This is a genomic window from Anoxybacillus sp. CHMUD (genome assembly GCF_013096965.1).
In the GTDB taxonomy this organism is placed as follows: Bacteria; Bacillota; Bacilli; order Bacillales; family Anoxybacillaceae; genus Anoxybacillus; species Anoxybacillus kestanbolensis_A.
On the sequence record NZ_SDLG01000005.1, the window covers coordinates 151,793 to 175,375 of the forward strand.

The 23,583-nt window shown below is 39.9% G+C and carries 27 protein-coding genes, 1 pseudogene and 2 riboswitches; of the genes and pseudogenes, 14 read left to right on the forward strand and 14 right to left on the reverse strand.

The annotated features are described in order from the left end of the window. Nucleotides 1-9 precede the first annotated feature (9 nt). The gene (locus ETB99_RS05405; RefSeq protein WP_171700111.1) at nt 10-150 is read right to left on the reverse strand and encodes an H-type small acid-soluble spore protein; all 141 of its coding nucleotides are present in this window, start codon (nt 148-150) and stop codon (nt 10-12) included. A 478-nt stretch (nt 151-628) separates the two neighbouring features. Continuing rightward, a complete protein-coding gene (locus tag ETB99_RS05410) occupies nt 629-1,273 on the reverse strand; it encodes a hypothetical protein (RefSeq protein ID WP_171700112.1) in 645 nt (214 codons plus the stop codon). Between the two features lie 35 nt (nt 1,274-1,308). After that, nucleotides 1,309-1,391: riboswitch (cyclic di-GMP riboswitch) on the reverse strand. Between the two features lie 125 nt (nt 1,392-1,516). Here ETB99_RS05410 and ETB99_RS05415 point away from each other — a divergent pair. Continuing rightward, nucleotides 1,517-2,227: an NAD-dependent deacylase gene (locus tag ETB99_RS05415; RefSeq protein ID WP_171700113.1), complete on the forward strand. Its 711-nt coding sequence runs from the start codon at nt 1,517-1,519 to the stop codon at nt 2,225-2,227. A gap of 54 nt (nt 2,228-2,281) precedes the next feature. On the opposite strand, the gene ETB99_RS05420 is transcribed toward ETB99_RS05415, so the two are convergent. Together ETB99_RS05420 and ETB99_RS15290 are read right to left on the reverse strand one after the other, a co-directional pair. Beyond that, nucleotides 2,282-2,482, reverse strand: coding sequence for a PH domain-containing protein (locus ETB99_RS05420; protein WP_309138136.1), 201 nt, complete (start codon nt 2,480-2,482; stop codon nt 2,282-2,284). 21 nt (nt 2,483-2,503) lie between these two features. Then, a pseudogene (locus ETB99_RS15290) lies at nt 2,504-2,928 on the reverse strand (PH domain-containing protein). Nucleotides 2,929-3,125: 197 nt separating this feature from the next. Then, nucleotides 3,126-3,240: riboswitch (TPP riboswitch) on the forward strand. Nucleotides 3,241-3,347: 107 nt separating this feature from the next. Here ETB99_RS15290 and thiC point away from each other — a divergent pair. The 5 genes from thiC to ETB99_RS05450 all read left to right on the forward strand — a co-directional run bounded on the left by thiC (nt 3,348) and on the right by ETB99_RS05450 (nt 10,055). Further along, on the forward strand, nt 3,348-5,036 hold the full coding sequence (gene thiC, locus ETB99_RS05430; protein ID WP_171700114.1) for a phosphomethylpyrimidine synthase ThiC: 1,689 nt from the start codon (nt 3,348-3,350) through the stop codon (nt 5,034-5,036). 113 nt (nt 5,037-5,149) lie between these two features. Then, nucleotides 5,150-6,613, forward strand: coding sequence for a potassium/proton antiporter (locus ETB99_RS05435; RefSeq protein ID WP_171700115.1), 1,464 nt, complete (start codon nt 5,150-5,152; stop codon nt 6,611-6,613). A 605-nt stretch (nt 6,614-7,218) separates the two neighbouring features. Continuing rightward, complete coding sequence (gene adh / locus ETB99_RS05440) at nt 7,219-8,739, forward strand: aldehyde dehydrogenase (RefSeq protein ID WP_171700116.1); 1,521 nt, start codon at nt 7,219-7,221, stop codon at nt 8,737-8,739. 62 nt (nt 8,740-8,801) lie between these two features. After that, the gene (locus tag ETB99_RS05445) at nt 8,802-9,134 is read left to right on the forward strand and encodes a DUF779 domain-containing protein (RefSeq protein ID WP_171700117.1); all 333 of its coding nucleotides are present in this window, start codon (nt 8,802-8,804) and stop codon (nt 9,132-9,134) included. Nucleotides 9,135-9,233: 99 nt separating this feature from the next. After that, nucleotides 9,234-10,055: an MBL fold metallo-hydrolase gene (locus ETB99_RS05450; RefSeq protein ID WP_171700118.1), complete on the forward strand. Its 822-nt coding sequence runs from the start codon at nt 9,234-9,236 to the stop codon at nt 10,053-10,055. Between the two features lie 24 nt (nt 10,056-10,079). Here the strand turns inward: ETB99_RS05450 and ETB99_RS05455 are convergent, their stop codons facing one another. Both ETB99_RS05455 and ETB99_RS05460 read right to left on the reverse strand, forming a co-directional pair. Then, the gene (locus ETB99_RS05455; protein ID WP_171700119.1) at nt 10,080-10,871 is read right to left on the reverse strand and encodes a DUF817 domain-containing protein; all 792 of its coding nucleotides are present in this window, start codon (nt 10,869-10,871) and stop codon (nt 10,080-10,082) included. After that, nucleotides 10,847-11,218, reverse strand: a complete 372-nt coding sequence (locus tag ETB99_RS05460; protein WP_129000191.1) for an iron chaperone — start codon at nt 11,216-11,218, stop codon at nt 10,847-10,849. The genes ETB99_RS05455 and ETB99_RS05460 overlap by 25 nt, the downstream gene beginning before the upstream one ends. A gap of 156 nt (nt 11,219-11,374) precedes the next feature. Here ETB99_RS05460 and ETB99_RS05465 point away from each other — a divergent pair, with 156 nt between their 5' ends. Then, the gene (locus tag ETB99_RS05465) at nt 11,375-12,349 is read left to right on the forward strand and encodes a ParA family protein (RefSeq protein WP_043967037.1); all 975 of its coding nucleotides are present in this window, start codon (nt 11,375-11,377) and stop codon (nt 12,347-12,349) included. Next, the gene (locus tag ETB99_RS05470) at nt 12,346-12,732 is read left to right on the forward strand and encodes a hypothetical protein (RefSeq protein ID WP_129000189.1); all 387 of its coding nucleotides are present in this window, start codon (nt 12,346-12,348) and stop codon (nt 12,730-12,732) included. Before ETB99_RS05465 ends, ETB99_RS05470 begins: the two co-directional genes overlap by 4 nt. A gap of 24 nt (nt 12,733-12,756) precedes the next feature. On the opposite strand, the gene ETB99_RS05475 is transcribed toward ETB99_RS05470, so the two are convergent. The 3 genes from ETB99_RS05475 to ETB99_RS05485 all read right to left on the reverse strand — a co-directional run bounded on the left by ETB99_RS05475 (nt 12,757) and on the right by ETB99_RS05485 (nt 15,049). Beyond that, the gene (locus tag ETB99_RS05475) at nt 12,757-13,740 is read right to left on the reverse strand and encodes a TlpA family protein disulfide reductase (protein ID WP_171700120.1); all 984 of its coding nucleotides are present in this window, start codon (nt 13,738-13,740) and stop codon (nt 12,757-12,759) included. Between the two features lie 27 nt (nt 13,741-13,767). Continuing rightward, nucleotides 13,768-14,196, reverse strand: coding sequence for a thiol-disulfide oxidoreductase DCC family protein (locus tag ETB99_RS05480; protein ID WP_171700121.1), 429 nt, complete (start codon nt 14,194-14,196; stop codon nt 13,768-13,770). A 73-nt stretch (nt 14,197-14,269) separates the two neighbouring features. Beyond that, nucleotides 14,270-15,049 carry a GNAT family N-acetyltransferase gene (locus tag ETB99_RS05485; RefSeq protein ID WP_171700122.1) on the reverse strand — a complete coding sequence of 260 codons (780 nt, stop codon included), beginning with the start codon at nt 15,047-15,049 and terminating at the stop codon, nt 14,270-14,272. A gap of 161 nt (nt 15,050-15,210) precedes the next feature. Here ETB99_RS05485 and ETB99_RS05490 point away from each other — a divergent pair, with 161 nt between their 5' ends. Further along, on the forward strand, nt 15,211-15,783 hold the full coding sequence (locus ETB99_RS05490; RefSeq protein WP_043967027.1) for a Uma2 family endonuclease: 573 nt from the start codon (nt 15,211-15,213) through the stop codon (nt 15,781-15,783). Between the two features lie 54 nt (nt 15,784-15,837). Here the strand turns inward: ETB99_RS05490 and ETB99_RS05495 are convergent, their stop codons facing one another. After that, nucleotides 15,838-16,545 carry a DsbA family oxidoreductase gene (locus tag ETB99_RS05495; RefSeq protein WP_129000184.1) on the reverse strand — a complete coding sequence of 236 codons (708 nt, stop codon included), beginning with the start codon at nt 16,543-16,545 and terminating at the stop codon, nt 15,838-15,840. A 992-nt stretch (nt 16,546-17,537) separates the two neighbouring features. Between ETB99_RS05495 and mntA the strand changes: the two genes are divergently transcribed. Beyond that, on the forward strand, nt 17,538-17,933 hold the full coding sequence (gene mntA / locus ETB99_RS05500) for a type VII toxin-antitoxin system MntA family adenylyltransferase antitoxin (protein WP_043966550.1): 396 nt from the start codon (nt 17,538-17,540) through the stop codon (nt 17,931-17,933). Further along, nucleotides 17,923-18,330 (forward strand): type VII toxin-antitoxin system HepT family RNase toxin, encoded by a 408-nt coding sequence (gene hepT, locus ETB99_RS05505; RefSeq protein ID WP_043966548.1) that lies wholly within the window; start codon nt 17,923-17,925, stop codon nt 18,328-18,330. Before mntA ends, hepT begins: the two co-directional genes overlap by 11 nt. A gap of 117 nt (nt 18,331-18,447) precedes the next feature. Here the strand turns inward: hepT and ETB99_RS05510 are convergent, their stop codons facing one another. Beyond that, nucleotides 18,448-19,317 (reverse strand): Rpn family recombination-promoting nuclease/putative transposase, encoded by an 870-nt coding sequence (locus ETB99_RS05510; protein ID WP_171700123.1) that lies wholly within the window; start codon nt 19,315-19,317, stop codon nt 18,448-18,450. Nucleotides 19,318-19,517: 200 nt separating this feature from the next. Here ETB99_RS05510 and ETB99_RS05515 point away from each other — a divergent pair, with 200 nt between their 5' ends. Next, nucleotides 19,518-19,814: a hypothetical protein gene (locus ETB99_RS05515; RefSeq protein WP_128356953.1), complete on the forward strand. Its 297-nt coding sequence runs from the start codon at nt 19,518-19,520 to the stop codon at nt 19,812-19,814. Nucleotides 19,815-19,817: 3 nt separating this feature from the next. Then, nucleotides 19,818-20,315 carry a PIN domain-containing protein gene (locus tag ETB99_RS05520; RefSeq protein ID WP_043966544.1) on the forward strand — a complete coding sequence of 166 codons (498 nt, stop codon included), beginning with the start codon at nt 19,818-19,820 and terminating at the stop codon, nt 20,313-20,315. A 562-nt stretch (nt 20,316-20,877) separates the two neighbouring features. Here ETB99_RS05520 and ETB99_RS05525 read toward each other — a convergent pair. The 3 genes from ETB99_RS05525 to ETB99_RS15180 form a co-directional block, all read right to left on the reverse strand. After that, nucleotides 20,878-21,822 carry a cation diffusion facilitator family transporter gene (locus tag ETB99_RS05525; protein ID WP_171700124.1) on the reverse strand — a complete coding sequence of 315 codons (945 nt, stop codon included), beginning with the start codon at nt 21,820-21,822 and terminating at the stop codon, nt 20,878-20,880. A gap of 14 nt (nt 21,823-21,836) precedes the next feature. Then, nucleotides 21,837-22,145, reverse strand: a complete 309-nt coding sequence (locus ETB99_RS05530; protein ID WP_171700125.1) for an ArsR/SmtB family transcription factor — start codon at nt 22,143-22,145, stop codon at nt 21,837-21,839. Between the two features lie 220 nt (nt 22,146-22,365). Continuing rightward, entirely contained in the window at nt 22,366-22,491 is a 126-nt protein-coding gene (locus ETB99_RS15180; RefSeq protein WP_256368158.1) for a hypothetical protein, read from the reverse strand. Nucleotides 22,492-22,993: 502 nt separating this feature from the next. Here ETB99_RS15180 and ETB99_RS14985 point away from each other — a divergent pair. Beyond that, the gene (locus ETB99_RS14985; protein WP_236933431.1) at nt 22,994-23,227 is read left to right on the forward strand and encodes a hypothetical protein; all 234 of its coding nucleotides are present in this window, start codon (nt 22,994-22,996) and stop codon (nt 23,225-23,227) included. Nucleotides 23,228-23,583 lie beyond the last annotated feature (356 nt).

Consider the following 23,583-nt stretch of genomic DNA (forward strand, 5'->3'; position numbering starts at 1 on the left):
CTTTTCGTCTTAATGCTCTGCTAGCTGTGACACTGGAACACGCTGTTGATTTTCCGGATTGTCTAAAAAATGGATTGTTGCCGTTTCCGTTTGCTCATCGACATGTTCGATATATACCGATTTTCCATTATACGTTACATTTTTCATCATCTTTGGCGAGGAGACCCCGACTTCTAAGCGAGAGCGAAAGTCGGGGAGGAATCGCCCTTCCTCCTTTCTTTTGTATATGATAGAATAAGAATGTGGAGAAAACCGTTGAATCAAGGCACTCCAATCCCCGTTACTCGATGTAGGGAGTTGGTTGCAGGAAACGTTGCAACCGTAAAACATCGAGCGTACATCCGTCTGTTGTGCGTGGAAGTCAAGTACTGCCTACAGACATGCCGAGCCACTCGGTAGCGATATAGGCATGACCTATGTCGTTGGGTAGTCGTCAACCTGCCCCTGATGCAACCCCAAGTCAAGGAAGGAGGACGAAGTCCGTTCGCACTTCCGGGGAGTTGCAAGCCCCCGCTTCAAGCGTTAGCTAAGTGGGGGTAGTTGACGTTGTTTCCCTCCCTTCAAACGATTATTATCATCTACGTTTCACGTTAAAAATATACAAAAAAAAGAGCACCACAAGGCGCCCTTATAACAACTCAAGCAACTTCTTTTTATTTTGTTGTACTTTTTCTTCTAACATTTTCACTTTCTCTTTTAACGCTTGCATGTTGGCGTCATTTGCAGACACCTTCTTTTCTAATGCCCGCATCTCATTTTTGACTGCTTTTAATTGATTAGAGGTAGAAATAAGTTTTCCCATCCATTTGTCTAGTTCTTCTTGTTTTTGCGCTTCGTCGTCTTCATTCACTTGTACAGAAGCTGATTGTTCAGTTGTCGTCACATGAGTGCTATCTTGCTCATTGACTACTTCCGTTGCTTGTTCGTTTTCCGTTAGTACTTCACTCGGAACTGGTTGTTCTTTCGATGTAACTAGTGCTTCAATCGCTGTTGTCACTTCATTTAAACGCACATCGATCTTGCTTAACTTTTTATTTAATTCCGCAAGTTTATTTTTTAACATTTGTTGTTCTTTTTTCTTTTTCGCCAACTCTTGTTTTTTCTTTGCTTCTTCCTTTTTCTGTTTAGCTATCTCTTTCTTTTTATTTGCTTCTTCTTTTTTTGCAACAACTTGACTTTTCTGTACATGTTTTGCTCCATCATGCTTTGCTGCAAAAGCTGGAGAAGCAACGAGCATCGATGCTAGTAAAATTGGTAATCCTTTTTTAAACATTACCTTTTCCTCCTTCTCATATGTACGTTTTTGGTAATGGCAGCTGGCTAGCATAGGTTTCCCGTTAGCCCCTATAGCTTTGCGACGCTAAGTTTCCCTAGCTGTGCCCTTACTTTTATTATACTGCTCTTATTTTTATACACATGAATCGAAAGTCCTTATTTTTCTCATAAACATATGTGAAAATAAAGGAAGAACAGGGCGAACATAGAAGTAATTGTTGATCTATAGAGGAGGGAGATAATGCTAGAAAAGTGGTTGAAAAAGTCTTCGTATACAGTCGTATTTACTGGGGCGGGAATGTCTACAGAGAGCGGACTTCCCGATTTTCGTTCGACAAAATCAGGACTTTGGCGCACGAAAAATCCACAACAATTGGCAAGTACGTATGCTATGCAACATAATCGAGACGAGTTTATCGCGTTTTACCAATATCGCATTCGCGCTCTTCTTGAATGCCAACCACATATCGGACATACAATTTTAGCAAATTGGCAAACACGAGGGCTTATTCATCAAATTATCACACAAAATGTCGATGGATTTCATCAACGAGCAGGTAGTACAAATGTCATTGAATTACATGGAACGTTGCGAACCGTTCATTGCTCGCGCTGCAAACAAACATATGATGCAAAACGGTATGTAGACGAACAGTTGAAGTGCACGTGCGGTGGTTTTTTGCGCCCTTCCGTTGTTTTATTTGGCGAACCATTGCCGCATGATGCGTTTGAACAAGCATGGACAGCAGCCGAACGAGCAGATTTGTGGATTGTACTCGGCTCTTCTTTACAAGTATCGCCAGCTAACGAACTTCCTGTCGCCGCTAAACGTGGAGGTGCAAAACTCGTGATCGTAAATATGGAACCGACTCCATTAGATGATTGGGCAGATTTACTCATACATGACCGTAAAATTGGGGAAATGCTGCAGGAAATTGACGAATTACTTTAAAAATAACTGTGTCCCAAAAGCGTGCTCTTTTGGGACACTTGAAATATTTCTTTTTCATACCTTATTTCCCAAAAACGATTCGTATATTGCTTGTGCCTCATGTTCGCCCACATCAACGACTTTTTTGCATATACCTGGCATGACCGTCGCATGTACGGTACATAATCCGAGTCGTTGTTGCATACGAGATTGAGAGATTGTTAACGATTGAATACGATGCTTTAACCGCTTGGTTATGTAAATAACAATCGCAATCGGATGTAACCGTTTCTCGCTTCATTCATCATGTTCATCTTCCTTTACTAAAGAAGAAATGTGTAACGCAACTTCTCTGCTTCTTGTTCATCAAGGAACGGAATTTCATGTGCCATTGCTGCTGTATATATATAAAGCGAAGCAAGTTTATACTTTCTTGCTAATGGACCTTGCTTTACATCAACATGTTGCACGCAGCGAAGCGGAATAAGCGTACGCTTACGAATCCACACCCCATGCTCAAGCTCGATTTCCTGATCGCGTAATCATATACCGCCAACGTTCCCATTTCCAGCGTGGAACGAAGAAAACGAATAACATGCCATCTACAATCGACAAACAGACAAACATCAAAACGACCCATGTTGAAACGAAAAAACTAACAATTACGTACAAAAGGAAAAAATAATGAAACGAATAGCTCCATATATGCGCCATATAGACACAGCACGTTTCGATAGAACATTCCCCGTTTTCTTACACACCACTTTTTCACGCTTCTATCACTGCACTTCTAACATACGAACTCCATCCCGAAATCATCGGTTCGTACGTCCACTATGCCTCCATTTTAACAAGTTTTTCATTTATAACTTTACAACATTTTTATCATATGTTAGACTATTTTTAAAGTTCATAATTTCTCATCTACTAGGGGAGTCCAATAGCTTGGACTGAGAGAAGAACGCGCAAAAGTTCTTTGACCCTTTGAACCTGATCTGGGTGATGCCAGCGTAGGGAAGTAGATGGCGCGAGTGTTCTTTACTTGTGCTATTTGCGGACAAAATCAGGTTCTCGTTATGGAGCCTGATTTTTTTACGTATTGGCGTTGCTCCAACTAAAAAATGAAAAGGAGCGATTAAAAATGAAAGACTTATTTTCATCAATGCCATTTCCCTCGAGTAAAAAAGTGTATGTGCCCGGAACGCGTGAAGATGTTCGTGTGCCAATGCGAGAAATTCAACTTTCTCCAACCAAAACAGGTACAACGATGCTAGAAAATGAGCCTATTCGAGTCTATGACACGAGTGGACCATACACCGACCCACTTTTCGCGCCGAATATTGATAAAGGATTGCCAAAATTAAGAGAAAAATGGATAACGGAGCGTGGCGATGTAGAAGAATGTAGCCCTTCATTAGTGAGAACAAACATTCCTTTTTCACCTAGACGTTTTCGTGCGAAAAAAGGGAAAGTTGTGACCCAAATGCATTATGCAAAACGAGGAATCATTACACCTGAAATGGAGTTTGTTGCTATTCGCGAACAGATGGATCCAGAGTTTGTTCGACAGGAAGTGGCAGCAGGAAGAGCAATTATCCCAGCTAATATCAATCACCCTGAGAGTGAACCAATGATCATCGGAAGCAAGTTCCATGTAAAAATTAATGCGAATATTGGAAACTCTTCTGTTACATCCTCGATGGATGAAGAAGTTGAAAAAATGCTTTGGGCTGTTCGTTGGGGTGCCGATACAGTCATGGACTTATCGACAGGAAAACATATACATGAGACGCGAGAATATATTATTCGAAACTCCCCTGTGCCGATTGGAACTGTACCTATTTACCAGGCGTTAGAGAAAGTGAACGGCATTGTCGAAAACTTATCATGGGACATTTACCGAGAAACATTAATTGAACAAGCCGAACAAGGCGTAGACTATTTTACTATTCATGCAGGTGTCTTACTTCGCTATATCCCACTAACAGTCAATCGAACAACTGGTATTGTCTCTCGGGGTGGCTCAATTATGGCACAATGGTGTTTAGCACACCATGAAGAAAACTTTTTATACACCCACTTCGAAGAAATTTGCGAAATTTTAAAAACTTACGATATTGCTATTTCACTTGGGGATGGATTACGTCCAGGCTCAATTGCAGATGCAAACGATGAGGCGCAATTCGCCGAGTTACAAACACTTGGAGAGTTGACAAAAATCGCTTGGGAACATGATGTCCAAGTGATGATCGAAGGTCCAGGGCATATTCCAATGCATAAAATTAAAGAAAATGTCGATAAACAAATTGAAATTTGTCACGGGGCACCTTTTTATACGCTAGGTCCTATCACTACCGACATTGCACCAGGTTACGACCATATCACCTCAGCTATCGGTGCAGCGCTTATCGGCTGGCACGGTACGGCCATGCTTTGCTATGTGACACCAAAAGAACATCTCGGCCTACCGAATAAAGAAGACGTCCGCCAAGGAGTCATCGCCTACAAAATTGCTGCCCACGCTGCTGACTTAGCAAAAGGACACCCTGGCGCACAAACGCGTGATGATGCATTATCAAAGGCGAGATTTGAGTTCCGTTGGCAAGATCAATTCAACTTGTCACTAGATCCTGAGCGCGCACGTGAATATCACGATGAAACGCTACCGGCCGAAGGAGCAAAGCTTGCTCATTTTTGTTCGATGTGCGGTCCAAAATTTTGTTCAATGAATATTTCTCATGAATTACAAAAAACACTACAAAGCGAAGGAATGAAAGAAAAGGCAAAACAATTTGTTGAATATACAAACATCATGCAAGCTGAGAGATAGCGCTCAGCTTGCACTTTTATTACAAAAAATGTTATTTAAGTCATATTCGTTGACACTCCACTTACTATAGCTTAAATTTAAGTCGTAACTTTAAGTAGAAAGTATGGAAAGAGGTGACTTGCTTGCTCACAGATTTCATCATTTTTCTGTTAGGATTACTTCTAATCATCGGTGTATTAACAACGAAGTTTTCTTCTTGGCTAGGCGTGCCATCACTTGTATTTTACATACTCGTCGGAATGATTTTATCCAAATTTATATATTATGATAACGCTTTTCTCACCCAGATTGTTGGCATTTTTGCGTTAATCATTATTTTGTTTGAAGGTGGGATGAACACAAAGTGGAATACATTAAAAAAAGTTTTAGTTCCCGCTTCCTCCCTTGCAACGTTTGGAGTGCTAATTACTGCCATTTGCGTAGGCATATTTGCCAAATACATTTTACACGTTTCATGGGCCGAGGGATTTCTATTAGGCGCTATCGTTTCTTCAACTGACGCTGCAGCAATATTTGCTACGCTAGGAAGCGTCAATATAAAACGCCGTCTCTCAACAACACTAGAAGCTGAGTCGGGGATGAACGATCCGATGGCCGTTATTTTAACCCTCTCCTTGATTACATTTATCCAACAGCCAGAACTAACTATTTCCCACGCCTTTCTCAGCTTTATTTGGCAGATCGTTATCGGTATTCTTGTCGGGCTTGGATTAGGAAAATTAACTGTGTGGTGTTTGAATAAAATAAATCTTGATTCCTCGGGATTATACCCCACTCTATCTTTATCATTTGCGATACTCTCTTATAGTATAGCAGCCCTGCTAAAAGGTAGTGGGTTTCTTTCGGTATATATTATGGGCGTTTTTGTCGGCAATGCACAACTCGTTTATCGCCATTCTATTTTTCGTTTTAACGAAGGGCTAGCATGGATGATGCAAATATTTATGTTCATTTTACTCGGACTACTCGTTTTTCCAAATGAACTAGTAAAAGTAGCATGGGAAGGTGTCGCCCTAGCTATCCTACTTATTGTTGTGGCAAGGCCGATTAGCGTCATGATAAGTACAATAAACATGAATTTCTCTATTAAGGAAAAGCTATTCCTTTCTTGGGCTGGGCTAAAAGGTGCTGTTCCGATCGTCTTGGCAACTTACCCACTTATCTCGAACATTGAAAATAGTCAGCTCATTTTTAATATTGTTTTCTTTATTGTGCTCATTTCCGCCCTTATTCAAGGATCAACAACTCCTTTTTTAGCCAAGCATCTAGGACTGCTACTCGGAGAAAAGAGGGAAGTGGCTCACTCCCTCGAACTGATGTCAACGACGAAAGCAAATAAGGAAATTGTTGAAGTCCATATCAGTAATAAGCAGTCACATTTACTAAATATGACGATTAGTCAACTTCCATTGCCAAAGGATTGCTTAATTACGGCTATTATTCGTAATGATAAAATTATTACCCCGAAAGGAAACGTGAGATTACGCGAAAATGATGTTGTTTATATATTAATCGAAAAAGGAAGAAGATCAGAGATTTATAAAATATTTTCAATTACCGAAGATACGTCATTCTAATAAAGACAAGAGCAGGACATTCCCCCTGCTCTTGCTTTCCTCTTCAATGCCTGTTTCGATTATTTCTACTGAAAGATCCCTATATGTTGCCTAGACAATATCCCCAAAAACATTCGTGATTTTCTGCTTCTGAGGAACCCAGTACACTGAAGAGATAGGCGCTGGCTCTACCCAATACAAAAAACATCAATACTAACACTTAAACGTGTACTATTTGATGATATCCAACAATTCGGTTAAAAGGATAACGATGGTTCCTCGCATCAACAACAAACTCGACTCCTGCTTCATCTTGTGGCATCACGAAACAATAACCATTTTATCCCGGAAACTGAACAAGAGCAATAAAAGCTGCTCGTTTGTTTGTACTGTTGCATCACAAGAAGACGAATATTGGATCCGTTTCGGGAGGTGAACAAAGTGTTCCTCCCCTTCTCTACCTCCATCATTTCAAATATATTTATTCCCAATAAAATAACATCACATGAGACTTCTCTAACGTTTCCCCAGCAAACATATCATATTTCACCAAATCGACACATATTTTTATATCAGACTTGGTCACTTATTTTTATTTGAAAACGGATACAAAAGGAGGAATTTACATGATTTACGCGCAACCGGGACAACCTGGTTCACTCATTACATTCAAAAAGAGATATGAAAATTTCATCGGTGGGGAATGGGTTCCGCCAATAGATGGGGAATATTTTGAAAACATTTCACCTGTTACTGGACAAGTATATTGCGAGGTCCCTCGTTCAAAAGCTGCTGATATTGAACTAGCACTCGATGCTGCACATGCAGCGAAAGAAGCATGGGGACGTACATCTGTTGCTGAACGAGCGCGCCTATTAAATAAAATTGCAGACCGAATGGAAGAAAACTTAGACATGCTTGCCGTGGCGGAAACGTGGGAAAATGGAAAGCCGATTCGTGAAACACGTGCGGCTGACATTCCTCTAGCTATTGATCATTTCCGCTATTTTGCCGGCTGCATTCGCGCTGAGGAAGGCACGTTGGCAGAGATTGACGCGGATACCGTCGCTTATCATTTTAAAGAGCCGCTCGGCGTTGTCGGACAAATTATTCCATGGAATTTCCCAATTTTAATGGCGGCTTGGAAACTCGCACCTGCTTTAGCTGCTGGCAACTGCGTTGTACTAAAGCCAGCCGAACAAACACCAACATCCATTCTCGTGCTGATCGAACTCATTCAAGATTTACTACCAAAAGGCGTTGTCAATGTCGTTAACGGATTTGGCCTTGAAGCTGGCAAACCGCTCGCTTCGAACCCACGTATCGCAAAGGTTGCCTTTACAGGCGAAACAACGACTGGACGTCTCATTATGCAATACGCATCTCAAAATTTAATCCCGGTCACACTTGAACTTGGCGGAAAGTCACCAAATATTTTCTTCGCAGACGTCGCTGCGAAAGATGACGAATTTTTCGATAAAGCGCTTGAAGGATTCACGATGTTTGCTTTAAATCAAGGAGAAGTTTGTACATGCCCTTCACGCGCGTTAATCGAAGAATCAATTTACGATATATTTATGGAACGAGCATTAGAGCGAGTAAAACAAATTAAACAAGGCAATCCACTCGACACAACGACAATGATTGGTGCCCAAGCTTCATCCGAACAACTAGAGAAAATTTTGTCATACATTGACATCGGTAAACAAGAAGGGGCTGAACTTCTTATCGGTGGCGAACGCAACATGTTAGAAGGAGATTTACAAGGTGGTTATTATGTCAAACCAACCGTCTTTAAAGGGCATAATCGGATGCGCATTTTCCAAGAAGAAATTTTCGGTCCTGTTGTGTCTGTGACGACATTTAAGGATAAGGACGAAGCATTAGCGATCGCAAATGACACATTATATGGCCTAGGTGCTGGTGTATGGACGCGCGATGTGAATACTGCATATCGCTTCGGACGCGGCATTCAAGCTGGACGTGTGTGGACAAATTGTTATCACGCATATCCTGCGCACGCAGCTTTCGGCGGATATAAAATGTCAGGCATCGGACGTGAAACGCACAAAATGATGCTTGAACATTACCAACAAACGAAAAACTTACTTGTTAGCTATTCACCAAAAAAACTTGGATTCTTCTAATCATTCAGGCAGCGTCTCAAAAGCGCTGCCTTTTTAAAAGGCTTTTTGAAAGGATGGTGCACATGCAACCGAAAGTCATCGCAACCGATGCTGCGCTACAGCTCATCGAAAAACTAAAAGCGAAATATGGTCCGCTTATGTTTCATCAATCAGGCGGGTGTTGTGACGGGAGTTCACCGATGTGCTATCCACAAGGAGAGTTTATCATCGGTGACTCAGACGTATTGCTCGGTGAAATCGGAGGATGCCCGTTTTATATGCACGCTGCGCAATACGAATATTGGAAACATACTCAATTGATTATTGATGTTGTATCTGGGCGCGGTGGTATGTTTTCCCTTGAAGGATCGGAAGGGGTACGTTTTTTAACGAGGTCAAAACTTTTTGATTCATAGAGCTGCTTTAAGGCAGCTTCTTTTTTATTTTTACAAAATAACCCGAAATGAATGAATATTCATTCTTTTTTGTTATAATAAAAACGAGGGGGAGATAACATGTTATTAAAGAAAACGTTTGAACAAAAAACGGTTGCTGGTGTACATATCGCAAAAGGTTCGCTAACGTTTCAGAAGGTACGATTAGCGGTGCATTGCTTTGCTACAGACGGCGTGTTGATTGATACAGGAGCAGCGTCATTAGCAAATGAATTTAAAAATTTTTTTAAGTCATTAGACATCGATCAAGCGGTGATTACTCACTTTCATGAAGATCATACGGGATGTGCTGCGTTTTTACAAAACGAGCGACAACTGCCGATTTATATGAATGAGACCATGATTGATTATTGTCGTAAACGAGCAGATTATCCAATATACCGCAAGTTTTTCTGGGGAAATCGCCCTCCTTTTCAAGCGAAGCCGATTGGAAATACGTTCTCCACCCGCCGTGCGATGTGGGACGTCATCCATACGCCAGGTCATGCGGCTGACCATCTTGCACTTCTCAATCGTGAAACAGGACAACTTTTCACAGGAGACTTATACTGTCTAGAAAAAACAAAACTCATCTTGCGCGAAGAAAGCATTTCTACCTTGATTGACTCATTAAAAAAAGTATTAACGTACGATTTCGACGAAATGTTTTGTACCCACGCTGGTTATATAAAAGACGGACGAACTGCTTTACAACGAAAGCTTCATTATTTACAAGAACTTCAAGGAAAAATTGTTGATTTGTATGAAAAAGGAGCGACATTAAAACAAATACAATCTGCCCTTTTTCCAAAGAAATATCCAATCACTTTTCTATCCCTAGGCGAATGGAGTTCTTTCCATATCGTTCGTTCGGTGGTTGAGGAATATCATACAAAAAAATGAGCGAACAGTAACAACGACTGTTCGCTAAACTATTTCTCTTTTCGTCTTAACCGCTATGATTGTTGTCTGCGGAATGTTCCCTTTCATCTGCTTTAACGTCGCAACGATGAGAAAGCTGACAATGACTAATAAAAACCATGAGCTCACTTTTCCGAGATGAACAATACTCCATGTATCCACTTGGTTCGGGTATTGCCAAGCACCAAAAAACGTAGCAATATTTTCCGCAATCCAAATAAAAAACCCGATGAGAAGAAATGAAACAACAAGCGGCATGCGGTAACGCGTTCCATTCACCTCGTATATGACGGATGACGACCAAAAAACGAACATAACAAGTCCGATTAACCACCAACGGACGTCAAACCAATAATGGTGGGTAAAAAAATTTAAATAAATCGCCGCAGCTAGTGGAACAACGATTGAAAATGGCGGCCATTTGACGAGCTCCACTTTTAATCGCCGCCATGCTTGGCAAAGATAGCTAGCGACACTCGCATACATAAACCCGCTATATAAAGGCACACCGAAAATTTTCGTATATCCTGCTTCTGGATACGCCCAAGACCCCATGTGCACTTTAAACAGTTCAAACGCAAGCCCAATGAGGTGAAACAAAGTAATCACCATTAGTTCATCTCTCGTTTCTAATCCAACGCGCACCATCCACCATTGCATGAAAAGACAAATAATGAGCAACCAATCGTACCGCGGCAAAAAAGGAAGCGGCACTATTTTTGTCACGGCTAACGAGGCAAAAATGGCAACTTTTCGAGAAATGCTTTTTTCTGTTACTTTCCCCAGAAACTTGTGCAATCTGCTTTCTCTTGAATATTAAATTCAATGATCTTCTCTAGCAATTCATAATTGACCGGTTCATTCCACGGGATGCGAAACAATCCTTTCGTCGCGCTATAACCAGCTTGGGCAATTTCATCAGCAAAATGAGCCATGCATGCTTCTTCAGGTGACACACTCACATGGTGTTTGGCTGTAGAAAAGCCGATGATAAATGTCCCGTGATCGGTAAACATAGGTGTATTCCATTTGATTTGCGGTTGTAACTGTGGGAACGTATCACAAACCCACCGTAAAATTTCCTCTACTCGGTTGCGATGGTCGACATGATCAATCTTTGCTAAATATTGTTCAAAAACTTCCATAAGTGTTCCTCCTCGCTACATCTCTCATCTTCTGCTATCAACATTATGACACAAAACAATATGTCCATCATCCTAATATTACGCAAATAATTCGTCATAACTTTGCACTTTTTCTCATACACATGAATCGTCCATATGCAACAGGAGGCGATCATCATGGAGCGACAGGCAAAAGTAATTAGTATTATCAACTGGAAAGGCGGAGTGGGCAAGACGACTGTGACCCATCATTTAGCGACAGGACTACAACATTTATCATCCGACGAATTAGAACTGTTTGGTTTTGAACATGCTCAACCAAAAGTGTTGTTAGTAGATGCAGACGCACAATGTAACCTCTCTATTTCATGTTTAACACCCGAACGGTTTGAACAATTAGCCTATCATAAAACACCTCCGATCGGCACATTGAAAGATTTAATCGAACATTACTTGAAAAATGAGCATCCACAAGTAGATGTGGACGACTTTATTTTAAAAGCGTGCGTGCGAAGTAAAAATGAGAAAGTGTATGAACATATTGATTTGCTTCCAGCACACGCTGAACTTATCCATACAGACATGGATATTGCCGTTTACTCAAGGCCATATTTCAAAGAACATTTATTTGGTTCGGACATTTATAAATTTCAAATGCTACACCATATTTTAAACACGATAAAACATGAATATGATTTTATTTTTATCGATTGTCCACCAAATTTAAATTACATTACGCAAAACGCCCTGTACGCAAGCGATTACTATTTAATTCCCGCGATTCCTGATCGTCTTTCTTCATACGGTATCTCAGCCATTAAAAATAAAGTCGATGAGTTAAACGAAAGATTTCAGTCGAGTTCAAAAGAATATAGCCATACAAAACTGATCGGAATCGTCCTCAATTTCATTCGCGAATACGGAAATCAACCAAAACAAACACAGGAAAATATGATCAATACATTGAAACGTACGCTCTCATCTGACATGATATTTAACAGCTATTTACCATATGGTGACGCCATCACGCGTGCATCCATGCTCAGTTATCCTGTGTTTGCTGTTGAAAACCATCAAGGGAAACAAAGTGAATGTGTGAAGAAAATGACGCTCGAATTTTTAAACCGAATTGGTGGGGGAATTGTCGTATGAACGTAAACACATTAACGCATATGTTAGAAAAAATACTCGTTCTTTTAAAACATTATGAGCATTGTACAGTCGAAGAAATGCTCGATGATCTTTCTGCAAAGTTGCAAAATCAAACACGAAAAAAGCAAACCACAAACGTAACGGACTATGCAAACGTCATAAAACAAATGAAAAACATGAACAAAGAAGAGGCAACAACGTTTTTAATGTCTTTCAAAAAAGAACAACTACTTCAGATCGGATTACAAATGAATATGAAATTACAAAAGAGAGACACAAAACAAATATTAATTGAGTCAATTGCATCCCATTGCAGCTTTCCTGAACTATATGCCCAAATGGCAAATAGAAAATCGAAAAAACAAATGAGCGAACAGATATAATAGCTGTTCGCTCAACATGCGACCTCATTCCGACAAAACGGTTCGTTTCATCATATCATATGAAAGTGGACCGACATGTTTGCTACGAATGACTCCTTGTTCATCAATGATATACGAAGTCGGAATGGTGATCACTTCATATGTTTTACTAACCGTCCCTTGCTCATCAAGCATAATATCGAATGATACTCCTTTTTCGTTAATAAACGTCTCGACAGCCTGATGATTTTTTTCTTTATTCGTCAAATTGACCGCTACAATCGCGACATGTTGTCCATACTGTTCATAAAATCGTTGCATCTCTGGCATTTCCGCACGGCATGGAGGACACCATGATGCCCAAAAGTTTAAAACCACTTTCTTTCCGCGAAATTGAGACAGCTTCATTTTCTTACCCTTTAATGTCATTAACTCGAAATCAGGGGCAATTTCTCCTACATCAATTCCAATGTTCGAAATCGCTTGCTGTGAAGTTGCTTCTTTTGTCATATCCGACATGGATGAGAAGATGAAGACGAGAATATGGAACGAAATAAGCAATTGCCATAACTTTCTTGTCGTTTTCATACGTGAAGAAACGATAAAGAAAACAACAGCGACGACAGCTTGTAGCCAAATGAAGCGATCTTCTGGAAATCCACTTCCCTTCCATAAAAGAAATACAATCCAATATCCAAAATATATCGGGGTAGCTACACGTATATAAGTGTCGAACGAAATATGCTCTTTTTTCAAATGCCAATATGTGTAAAAAACAATAAACACAGCCGCTAAAACAAGTCCAACAACGCCACCGTTAAAATAAAGAAGCGTTAACGGATTTTCCAGCACCATGTTTGGATGTACAATACCGTAACTCAATTTCCATATGACTAAGCCATATATGAAACTGTTAAAAATAACATCCATCATGCGTCGTTCCGCTTTTAAAACGAACACACCATAATAAAAAAATAAATATGTCATAACCAAACTTGCTACAAGCAACAAATTTTCTCCTTGAATCATTTTTCCTCCTTTGCTGACAACAGCTCCTTATAAAAAGCGCTTCTTTATATCCTCTGTCGGAACAAAGCAGCAATCCTTCTTTCCGAACCAACGATACCTATTTTTCGCGATCCAATCATATACTTGATCGCGAATAGGAGAAGGGATAAGAATAAGCCAATATAAGTACTTCCAAAACCCTCGCAAATGTTTGCATACGCGTAACGCTGCAGTAGATTTAACATAGTATGTACATTCATCGATTAATATAAAACTATCGAGTTGTTGGGGAATATGATATTTTTTCAACAACGCTTGCCCTGCTTCACTTTGCAACGAAGCAAAATAAAAATAAGCTTTTTCGTCTCTTTCAATAATAAAACGAACCGTTGCACTACAAAAATGACAAATGCCATCAAATAATATGATGTGCATGATCGACCAATCCTTCCCCTTCCGTTCATCTAACCTCTCCATTATAGCTCACCTATGCAACAAAAGAAAAACGTGAAGCTCGGCAACTTCACGCTTTTCATGTCATAGCTAGAAATTATCCATACATCGTCCACATCCCGATATCATAAAAACCGAGTCTTTTATAAATGCGTCCCGCATTCGGATTGTCATAAAATAAACATAACATTTTTCCAGCGCGAACGTAATCTTCGATAACTCGTTTCATAATTTCGCTTGCATACCCTTTGTGACGATCATTCGGATCTGTGCAAACGCCGACAACCATCGCAGATAGCGTATTTTCTGCAGTTGTTGCGACAGACGACACCATGCGACCATCTTCCTCGATATAGTACACACGCCCTGTATTTGTTTCTAACGATTTGACTAGCATATCTCGCGATGACGGCGGTACCGAAAACTCCGTGATGCGGCGACGCAGTTCAAGTATTCGATCGACATCATCAATCGTTGCCCGCTTAATTTCATAGCGACTTTGCTCTTCTGGAAATGTGATTTCGTTACATTCACAAAAATACGTGACTCGCTTTTTTCCAAGCAGTAAGAGAGGTTCAAATTTTGCGACAAGCTCGGTTTTGCCTGAGAGTCGAACAGGCTGAGCAGCATGTCTCATAATTTTCGCAAATCCTTCTATATCAAACTCCCCCGAAGCATATGGAATATACGAATCATAAAATCGCAACAATACAGCTCGCAACTTGCCATTCTCATCAAAGTCGCCCCACAGCTCTTGAAACTCTTGCTCATATCCAAACGCTTCAATATCACCGATAATAAAAAGATTCAATGAAGGCTCCTGCTTTAAAAAAGAAAACACAACATGATGATCTGCGCTATTCAACTTACGAATCATGTCCATCTCCCTTTACGATCAATATTAATTCTACTATAGCAAATATAAAGACAAAATTTTGTCGGAATTTGTCCAGACAAAACAAATGAAGTGTCGGTTTCGTCGTATGTCAAAAGTACTTTCTCATTATGATATAATGTAGAAAAAAGGATGTGGGAGAGATGGAAAAAGCACAACACGGTCGTATGTATTCATATAAAGATATTCAGCAATGGGAAGGAAATTGGGAGCTGATTGACGGTGTCCCTTATTTGCTTGCATCGCCTTCGTATATTCATCAATATGTCGTCGGCGAACTGCATCTCGCCTTAGCTCCTTACTTCAAAGCACGTGGATGCCACCTCATCTTGTCCCCATTTGACGTGCAATTCGATACAGATAACAATGAAGAAGAAGCGCAAACCGTTGTACAGCCAGACTTATTCGTCATTTGCAACGTAAATCAACTGAAGAAAAACCGAGTACAAGGCGCACCCGATCTCGTGATCGAAGTGTTATCCGCTAGCACAGGAATTAAAGATCGAAATCAAAAATATTATTTATATGAAACAAACGGCGTGAAAGAGTATTGGATGGTCGACCCAAGCAATCGGACGATTGAAGTCATCGGCTTAGAAGACGGGCGGTTTCAAAAACGCGCAGTATTCGGCCCGAAAGATGTTTTAACGTCTTTTTTGTATCCAGATTTAGCAATTTCGCTTAATTCCATCTTGCATATGGATGATGTGGAATAAGATAAAGCCGGTCAGGGTTCGGGGTTCCCTAGCCGGCTTTTCATTTGCTTAAATTTAGTCGATAGCGCAATTTCCGTCCGTGCACGTTTTTCCTTTTTCCGCAAGCAATTGTAGCGATGAGGACTGCTGTTCTTCTGCCCACACTTGCTCTAGCGCCTGCCTGAATACTTCGACAGGCTGGGCACCGGAAATGGCGTATTTTTGATTCAAGACGAAAAACGGAACGCCCCGGACGCCGAGTTGAGCCGCTATCGCTTCTTCGTTTCGCACGTGTTCGGCATAACGTTCGCTATCAAGCACCGCTTCCGCCTCTTTCCGATCAAGCCCTGCCGCTTCAGCAAGCTCCAGTAGCACATTGCGGTCGCTAATTCGCTTCGATTCGGTAAAATAAGCGTAAAACAGCCGTTCTACTACTTCATCAAGCTTCCCTTTTTCCTTCGCATATTGCGCAAGACGGTGGGCATCAAACGTATTGGTCGGTTTCATCGTCTCAAAACGGAACGTAAGACCAAGCGCCTCCGCTTGCTTGCCAATATCGGCGTTTGCCCGCTTCGCTTCTTCTACGGAAATACCGTATTTTTGCGCAATCATTTCGTGAATGCTAAATGGCGTTTCTTTTTTTGCATGCGGATCAAGTTCAAAACTACGGAAGACGACCTTGACATTCTCCCGATGCGGAAAAGACGCAAGCGCCTCTTCTAACCGCCGCTTGCCGATATAACAAAACGGACAAACAAAATCGGACCATACTTCAATTTTCATTGTGACACCTCAGTTTTGTCCCCCAGATCGGAGGAAATTTTCTTCCTTATTGTAACGAACATATCTTTCTCACTTCAAATCATCTGCTTAAAGTGTGACAAGCATCACATCTAAATGTATTTACCTTCTAAAAATAGTTCAATATTTCATGTGGCGCAAAGTTTTTTATTTTCTTCAACTCTTCCTTACTCCACCACTTTAAATCAATAAACGTATCTTTCTCTTTTTCAGTCATATTTTCAATCGATAATATCGTGTCGGATTGAATCGTTATCTTATAATAAAACCCGATTTTATTGTACAGAAAGAGAACGAGAAATGTTGTCGAATACTATCGAAAAGGATGAATAAATTTGAATATTTTCGCCAAATTAAAAAGAGAGTCCCGAATAGAGCTTCCGTGAAAGCATAGATTGGTTATCTCCATAGAAAAAGAAAAGTGTCCTTGTTATCACTATAAGATAAGGACACCCTTTATAAAATGGTTAACTTTATTATGTAAACAAAAATAACGATGCTAACAAACTTCACAACAAAAGATCGAATCGAAACTTTATCCCTTTTCTTTTTTTGAATAAAAGTTCAATAAGGAGAAAAAAAGCCAGAGTGATTGAAAACGAAACTAAAAGAGTATGTTTTCGTTCATTGACGAACACCTCTTGGATGTATATGTGAATGCGATATTTTTTACTATAAATGAATGTTTGGCAACTATCTCTTCTTCGTCATTCATAACTAGTAATAGCCATTCCCCAAAATCTGACAAAACCAGATCCTCTAGCGACTTATAATTAGTATAACATGTGAATACTTTGAATAATTAAGTAACAAAACACTTCATATGACTGTAGCAAATGGTGATCAAAAGAGGCGGCCATCCTTTGGAATAACGTTGTAATCACATAAAAAACTAAGTTTTCTATAGGGACGTGACACACACAACCGAAAATCATATAATTGTAATAGCATGGAAATAAAAGGACGGTGACCAGATGGAACAAATCATTGTGGAAACATTAAAGAATGCGGTCTCCCCTTCTGTCATTTATTTGTTCGGATCAGCAGCAACAGGACATATTCGCCACGATAGCGACATTGATATTGCTTTTTTGAGCGATGAACGATCATTAGACCACTATGAACGCTTTATGCTCGCGCAACAATTGGCAGAGCGATTACAGCGAGACGTCGATCTCATCGATTTAAAAGAAGCGAGCACCGTTTTTCAAGCACAAATCGTCAGTAGCGGTAAGGTCATCTATTGTGCAAGCGAACAAAAAAGGGCAGAATTTGAATGGCTAGTGCTAAAAATGTATGCAAAACTAAACGAGGAACGAGCAGAGATTTTGCGAAACATTGCGGAAAGTGGGTCGGTTTATGATTCATGATGTCATCCTAAATAAAATCAGTGTCATCGAACGGTGTCTGAAACGCATTCACGAAGAATATGAAAACAACCCAAAACATTTGGAGAATTACACAAAGCAAGATTCCATTGTCCTCAACCTCCAACGGGCGTGTGAAGCAAGCATTGACTTAGCGATGCACGTCGTTGCACAAAAAAAGCTCGGACTGCCACAAACAAGCCGAGACGCTTTTACCCTTTTAGAACAACACGGAATCATCTCTTCATCCTTGTCACAGAAAATGAAAGCGATGGTCGGATTTCGTAATATCGCCGTGCATGACTATCAAGAACTGAACTTGACGATTTTACAAAAAATACTCGACACCCATTTGACAGACTTCACCGAGTTTACGAAAGCAATTGTTGGACAAAAATAGGCGGTGCGAATATGCATCGCCTTAGCAACCACTTTCTAATCCTAATCCCAATGCTTCTTCCACTCATCTAAAAAGGCAGGGAGACGCTGTTGATACAATTTCAGACAAGAGATGACATCACTTCAACCCCTCAATCTCTTCCACAGACAACTCCGTTAGTTCATGAATTGTCTGTACGTCGTAGCCTTTTTCCAGCATCTTTTTCGCGATTTGGCGTTTTTCTTGTTGTAACCCTCGTTCCACGCCTTCTTTCAAACCCTTCTCTAGCGCTTTTTTCTCATATGAAATGATTAAATCCAACACTTGTTCTTTTTCTTTCGTCTCCATTTCATTCACCTCGTTTCGCAATTGTTGTTCTTCTTCATCCGACAGCCTAACATATGTTTCGAAAAAGCCGATTAACAATCGTTGCTTTGCTTCGTCTAATTCCATGCGTACGATCATGCGTAAAAACTGTTTTTTCAGTTCTACCCGTTCACTTTCAGTATACCCCATTTTGCTTAACAGCGCAGCGGCGATTGGGGTGTCGTGGCGAATGTAATCACGCCAGTTTTGTTTGCGTAATTCCACAGTAAGAAAGCGGAATTGAAGCACATCGAAAAAAGGAAATTGGAGCGTTGTAAACGATGAAGATTCATGTCGAAGAGAATCATAGCTAAATACGGCAATTGGCAACATTCGCTTTCGGTATTTCTCAAACAAGCGGCTAAAGTAAATAAACATTCGCTCTGGAAACGATGGCTGCACGTAACTTTGATTTTCGATATGGACAATAATGAGGCTATCCTCCCCTTTCAACTTCGTTTCGACAAGCAAATCGACGCGATACTTCTCCCCCGCCGTCACATCGGTGAACAATTCCTCCGACAAAAACGACACGTGCTGAAAATCGATATGCTCATGCACATGCGGGAAAAAGAGAAGAAGAAACTCTTCAAAAAACGTCGTAATCAACTCTTTAAACAACCGATCATGGTCAATGGCCATATATGCACCTCGCTTTCTATTTTGTGGTGTATTTTCGACAAAATTGGTGATGTTCCTTCTTTAGAAATGGAAAAAGCAGAGAGAAAACTATCACTCCCTGCTTCTACAAATCTCGGCATGCTTCGGGGCGGTGGCACCGTATCATGACTTCTTGAAATATGGTATAATGTGTATAAAACCTCAACCAAGGTGGGATACAAATGAGAACTAACAAAAAAGGGAACCGTGGCGCCTATCATATAACAACTGGAACAGCAAAACGACCAATTTTAAAGAGAATCGTGCGTCAGAACCGTCATCATTACCGAATCGAAGTGCCTGTTCTAACAGAAGGGCAAATGAAGGAGGTCATTCAAGTGCGACCTGAAAAGAAAAAACTAACCAAAGAAGAAAAAAAAGCGTTACACAAACGTCTAGCTGGTAGTGGAAAGTTATTTAGCAAAGAAGGCGTGTTGGAATCATTGAGAATTGCAAACAGGGAAGAGTGGGAGGATTAAGCAGTGTCAACAAAAATACTAATTGATACAAATATATATGCGGCACATGAAATGAGTTACCCTGATGCAGTGGAGTTCATCGAACAGCTAATTGAAGATGAGGCAGAGATTATTATGACTACCTTGATTGAGATGGAGATCATGTCTCATTTCGAAATCGAAACAGATCCTGACATAAGAGAAAATAGAAAAGGATATATTCAACTGGCTGATCAAATTTATGACATCACTAGAGAAGATACAGAGCTAGCAGCTGACATAAGAAGGAAAGCAAGAGCCGATCGTACACGCAAAAAGAGTATTAAAGCACCAGACGCTCTTGTTGCAGCTGCAGCTCTTATACATAATGCCACATTAGTTAGTAATAACGATAAAGACTTTCGCTGGATTCGAGAGAACTATACTTATAAAGATCGAAAGTTAAATTATGTAAATCCCATAATGGATAAGAAAGCTTACGGCGAATTTGTCAAAGCCTATATCGAAAGCAGAGGGGTTTAGAAAGAACGTTAGCATTTTTATTCGAACATATTACCCTTTACGTATTACACGACATCTCCATTAACGACATTCGTGACCTCATCACCAAAATATTCTCAAAATACTCCTTCCGCAACAAGATATTTCTCAACCCGCTTGCTGCAATGTGAAAACGCAAAATACACTTTTTCAACAGCGAGAACAAAAACAGCCAACCCTAATCGTATCGCAGGCGTCCCTAAAGGAACAATTTGAATTTCAAAATGTGAAGGCACATTTCCTACAATAAAAAGTAAAGAGAGTCAAAGATCACGGAGGAGTACACGCGCTATGACTCTCTATTTCTACAAATCTCGCCAATCCTCGGGGCGTGACAGGCACCGTACCAAGGAAACTTTTGGGGTAAAAAAATTTGCTCCTACAACTTAGAATTAGATATATGTAAGAGCAAAGAAAATGTTGCCTAAATAAATTGTACATCAGAAAATTTTTTAGTCAAGGAAAACTTTTATCGTTTATTAGTTTAAGTTTGCTAAAATATGAACAATGACTGATCTTGCTCTATATTGATTAATACTTTTCGTTAGATTTTCATGTCCTCGTGATGAATTTGAGAAGTCTCAATTTGAATGGTTGTATGCTGAATTTTAAAGTGTTCCTCAATAAAATGGATCGCTTCTTGTAAAACCTTTTGGCTGTCTTGATGATCTTCAATTAAAATATGGCAACTTAATGAATCCAGCCCTGATGTAATCGTCCAAATATGGAGGTCGTGAACATTAATAACTCCGTCAATACTTTCTAAGACTTTTTTCACTTCATTTAGGTCAATGGTAATGGGCGTTCCTTCCATCAAAATGTGAACCGTATGTTTAACAACTCCCCAAGCGCCTTTCAAGATTAATAAAGCAACCAAAACGGAAATAATGGGATCTGCCACATACCAACCAAAGATCCACATGACAAGCCCAGCAACGATAGCGCCTACGGAACCCAGAGCATCACCGATCACATGAAGATAGGCACTACGAAGATTGACATTATTTTTCACATCCCCTTTTTTCATTAACGCCCAAGCACTTAAAAGATTGGCAAAAAGACCAATGGACGCAATCAGCATCATAGAGCCGCTAGCTACCGTTGGTGGGTTGTAAAAACGTTCAATTGCTTCCCAAATAATAAATCCAGCGATTACAAACAAGGTAACTCCATTAAATAAAGCGGCTAAAATTTCAAAACGATAAAAGCCATACGTTTTATTGGGGGAAGCTGGTTTGGTGGCAAACCAAATAGCAACTAGACTAAGAACAAGTGAACTGGCATCACTAAGCATATGACCAGAGTCAGAAAGAAGAGCTAGACTGTTTGTGATTAAACCTCCAAAAAACTCCAATAACATAATTCCAGTGGTAATGAGAAGTGCAATCGTAAGCCCTTTTTTATTCCCTTCTCTACTGTGACCATGATGGTGTCCGTGGTGATGGTGATGACCATGGTGGTCGTGAGAATGATGGTGGTGATGATGCATGATAAAACGCCTCCTTAATGATGTTCAGCATGGTCAATGGCTTGTTTTAATAATGAAATAACGTGTTCGTCATCGCAGGAGTAAAACAGTGTTTTTCCTTCACGGCGATACTTAACCAGTCTCAGATTTCGCAACATACTAAGTTGGTGGGAAACGGCTGATTGTGACATTTCCAACACTTCTGCAATGTGATTGACATTGCACTCTTCTTGCGATAACAAATAAAGAATTTTGATTCGTATTGGATCGGCTAATACTTTAAATATGCGCGATACATTTTCAATGGTTTCAGATTTTAGGAAAGAATGGTCTTCGGTCTTCATGATGATTTCCCTCACTTTATTTATTATATATGAGCATATATTCATATGTATGTATCATATTTTACATTCAGTTTTTTGTCAAGTTTAGGAAATGTTTTTTCATGAAAATGAGGGATTTAGATAATAAATGAGGGGGGATGATGACAACCGTTCAGGTGGAAAAATCAGACTTGCAACATGCCGATTTAAGGGTATAAAAAGGACAGCAGTGAGCTGTCCTTTAAAATATCAGCACATCTTTTGTAAATTCTTCTTCAAGTTCCCGTATGACGTTATCCTCATTACTTGTTTGTTGTGTTTGTTCCTCTTTTTTCTCAGTTTCTTTCTTGTCTTTATCCCTGTTCATTAGAAACCTCCGTATGAATGCAGTTTATCGATCGATTCAAAATGACCACTTTTTATTGCTCGTTTTCGATTTCATTTTTAGCATCCTTCTTGTTACGTTCTGTATACCATATCATCTTCACATTTTAATTGTGTCACATCCGCTTTCATACTTTTAGCGATGTCTTGAGTTCTGATGAAATAACATCGTTTTTGATAAAAAACTCCCGAAAGAACCATTTTTTGGATTATTTTCTCTACACATCCGCTAGATTATTCTTTGGGATAACATACAAAAAGGCACAATTTAACATAACGGGTTCGGTTGTTGAGTATAAAATTGAAAAAAGTAATACAAAAAGGAGTTCAATTCGCATATGAATTGGACTCCTTTTATTTGTTGATATATCAATGTTTTATTGAATTTATCACCATTAATCGCATTATAATTAGCAAGTGACTGCTGACCAACAGACAGTATTCCAAATATGTGTTAAAATTGATGCTAATTGGACATAAATTCATTGATGACTTCCCTTTATCGTGTATTTGCCAAAGAAATTCACTTATCTAATGCCCACCATTTTCTTTGTCAAACGGATAAAACAAAATCTCGGAAACAAGCTCGTGAGGAATTTATTCAAGCAGGAGTGGATTTAATCAACTGGGGAATTAACTTTGGTTATGATTACAAGTTCTTTGCAGAAATTGGCTTTTCTGAAACTGGAAGAATTATTTCATACACACCAATTTCATAAGAAAGTCATTTCAGGTGGCAGCAGTCATTATGAATACGCTGATAATTCGATTGAACATCCACTTGCGACAATTGACAGAAGATTTCGATGAATTGATTGTACAACCAATCTTTCATCATTCGAACCAAAGGACATTGCTAATCGTGAATGACAACGCCACAAATACCTTTATCCAGCACATTCGAAGACGGCTATCTATTTTAGAAAGACCATTGATAACAGCTCGTGGTGTCAAGGCCGATTATTTTTTCCCCAAAATCGCCGGTTTAAAATTCCCCAGAAGGACCTCATTGATCCTTCTGTTTTTCTTGTTGGAGCCTTTTTTCCCGCAATCGATAGCTTTCCCCCTTTAGGTT

What these genes read in the sequence shown, in the direction of transcription:
- ETB99_RS05405 (WP_171700111.1), bottom strand. Translation starts at nt 150, where the DNA reads ATGATGAAAAATGTAACGTATAATGGAAAATCGGTATATATCGAACAT.
- ETB99_RS05410 (WP_171700112.1), bottom strand. Translation starts at nt 1,273, where the DNA reads ATGTTTAAAAAAGGATTACCAATTTTACTAGCATCGATGCTCGTTGCT.
- ETB99_RS05415 (WP_171700113.1), top strand. Translation starts at nt 1,517, where the DNA reads ATGCTAGAAAAGTGGTTGAAAAAGTCTTCGTATACAGTCGTATTTACT.
- thiC (WP_171700114.1), top strand. Translation starts at nt 3,348, where the DNA reads ATGAAAGACTTATTTTCATCAATGCCATTTCCCTCGAGTAAAAAAGTG.
- adh (WP_171700116.1), top strand. Translation starts at nt 7,219, where the DNA reads ATGATTTACGCGCAACCGGGACAACCTGGTTCACTCATTACATTCAAA.
- ETB99_RS05445 (WP_171700117.1), top strand. Translation starts at nt 8,802, where the DNA reads ATGCAACCGAAAGTCATCGCAACCGATGCTGCGCTACAGCTCATCGAA.
- ETB99_RS05450 (WP_171700118.1), top strand. Translation starts at nt 9,234, where the DNA reads ATGTTATTAAAGAAAACGTTTGAACAAAAAACGGTTGCTGGTGTACAT.
- ETB99_RS05460 (WP_129000191.1), bottom strand. Translation starts at nt 11,218, where the DNA reads ATGGAAGTTTTTGAACAATATTTAGCAAAGATTGATCATGTCGACCAT.
- ETB99_RS05465 (WP_043967037.1), top strand. Translation starts at nt 11,375, where the DNA reads ATGGAGCGACAGGCAAAAGTAATTAGTATTATCAACTGGAAAGGCGGA.
- ETB99_RS05470 (WP_129000189.1), top strand. Translation starts at nt 12,346, where the DNA reads ATGAACGTAAACACATTAACGCATATGTTAGAAAAAATACTCGTTCTT.
- ETB99_RS05475 (WP_171700120.1), bottom strand. Translation starts at nt 13,740, where the DNA reads ATGATTCAAGGAGAAAATTTGTTGCTTGTAGCAAGTTTGGTTATGACA.
- ETB99_RS05480 (WP_171700121.1), bottom strand. Translation starts at nt 14,196, where the DNA reads ATGGAGAGGTTAGATGAACGGAAGGGGAAGGATTGGTCGATCATGCAC.
- ETB99_RS05485 (WP_171700122.1), bottom strand. Translation starts at nt 15,049, where the DNA reads ATGATTCGTAAGTTGAATAGCGCAGATCATCATGTTGTGTTTTCTTTT.
- ETB99_RS05490 (WP_043967027.1), top strand. Translation starts at nt 15,211, where the DNA reads ATGGAAAAAGCACAACACGGTCGTATGTATTCATATAAAGATATTCAG.
- ETB99_RS05495 (WP_129000184.1), bottom strand. Translation starts at nt 16,545, where the DNA reads ATGAAAATTGAAGTATGGTCCGATTTTGTTTGTCCGTTTTGTTATATC.
- mntA (WP_043966550.1), top strand. Translation starts at nt 17,538, where the DNA reads ATGGAACAAATCATTGTGGAAACATTAAAGAATGCGGTCTCCCCTTCT.
- hepT (WP_043966548.1), top strand. Translation starts at nt 17,923, where the DNA reads ATGATTCATGATGTCATCCTAAATAAAATCAGTGTCATCGAACGGTGT.
- ETB99_RS05510 (WP_171700123.1), bottom strand. Translation starts at nt 19,317, where the DNA reads ATGGCCATTGACCATGATCGGTTGTTTAAAGAGTTGATTACGACGTTT.
- ETB99_RS05515 (WP_128356953.1), top strand. Translation starts at nt 19,518, where the DNA reads ATGAGAACTAACAAAAAAGGGAACCGTGGCGCCTATCATATAACAACT.
- ETB99_RS05525 (WP_171700124.1), bottom strand. Translation starts at nt 21,822, where the DNA reads ATGCATCATCACCACCATCATTCTCACGACCACCATGGTCATCACCAT.
- ETB99_RS05530 (WP_171700125.1), bottom strand. Translation starts at nt 22,145, where the DNA reads ATGAAGACCGAAGACCATTCTTTCCTAAAATCTGAAACCATTGAAAAT.
- ETB99_RS15180 (WP_256368158.1), bottom strand. Translation starts at nt 22,491, where the DNA reads ATGAACAGGGATAAAGACAAGAAAGAAACTGAGAAAAAAGAGGAACAA.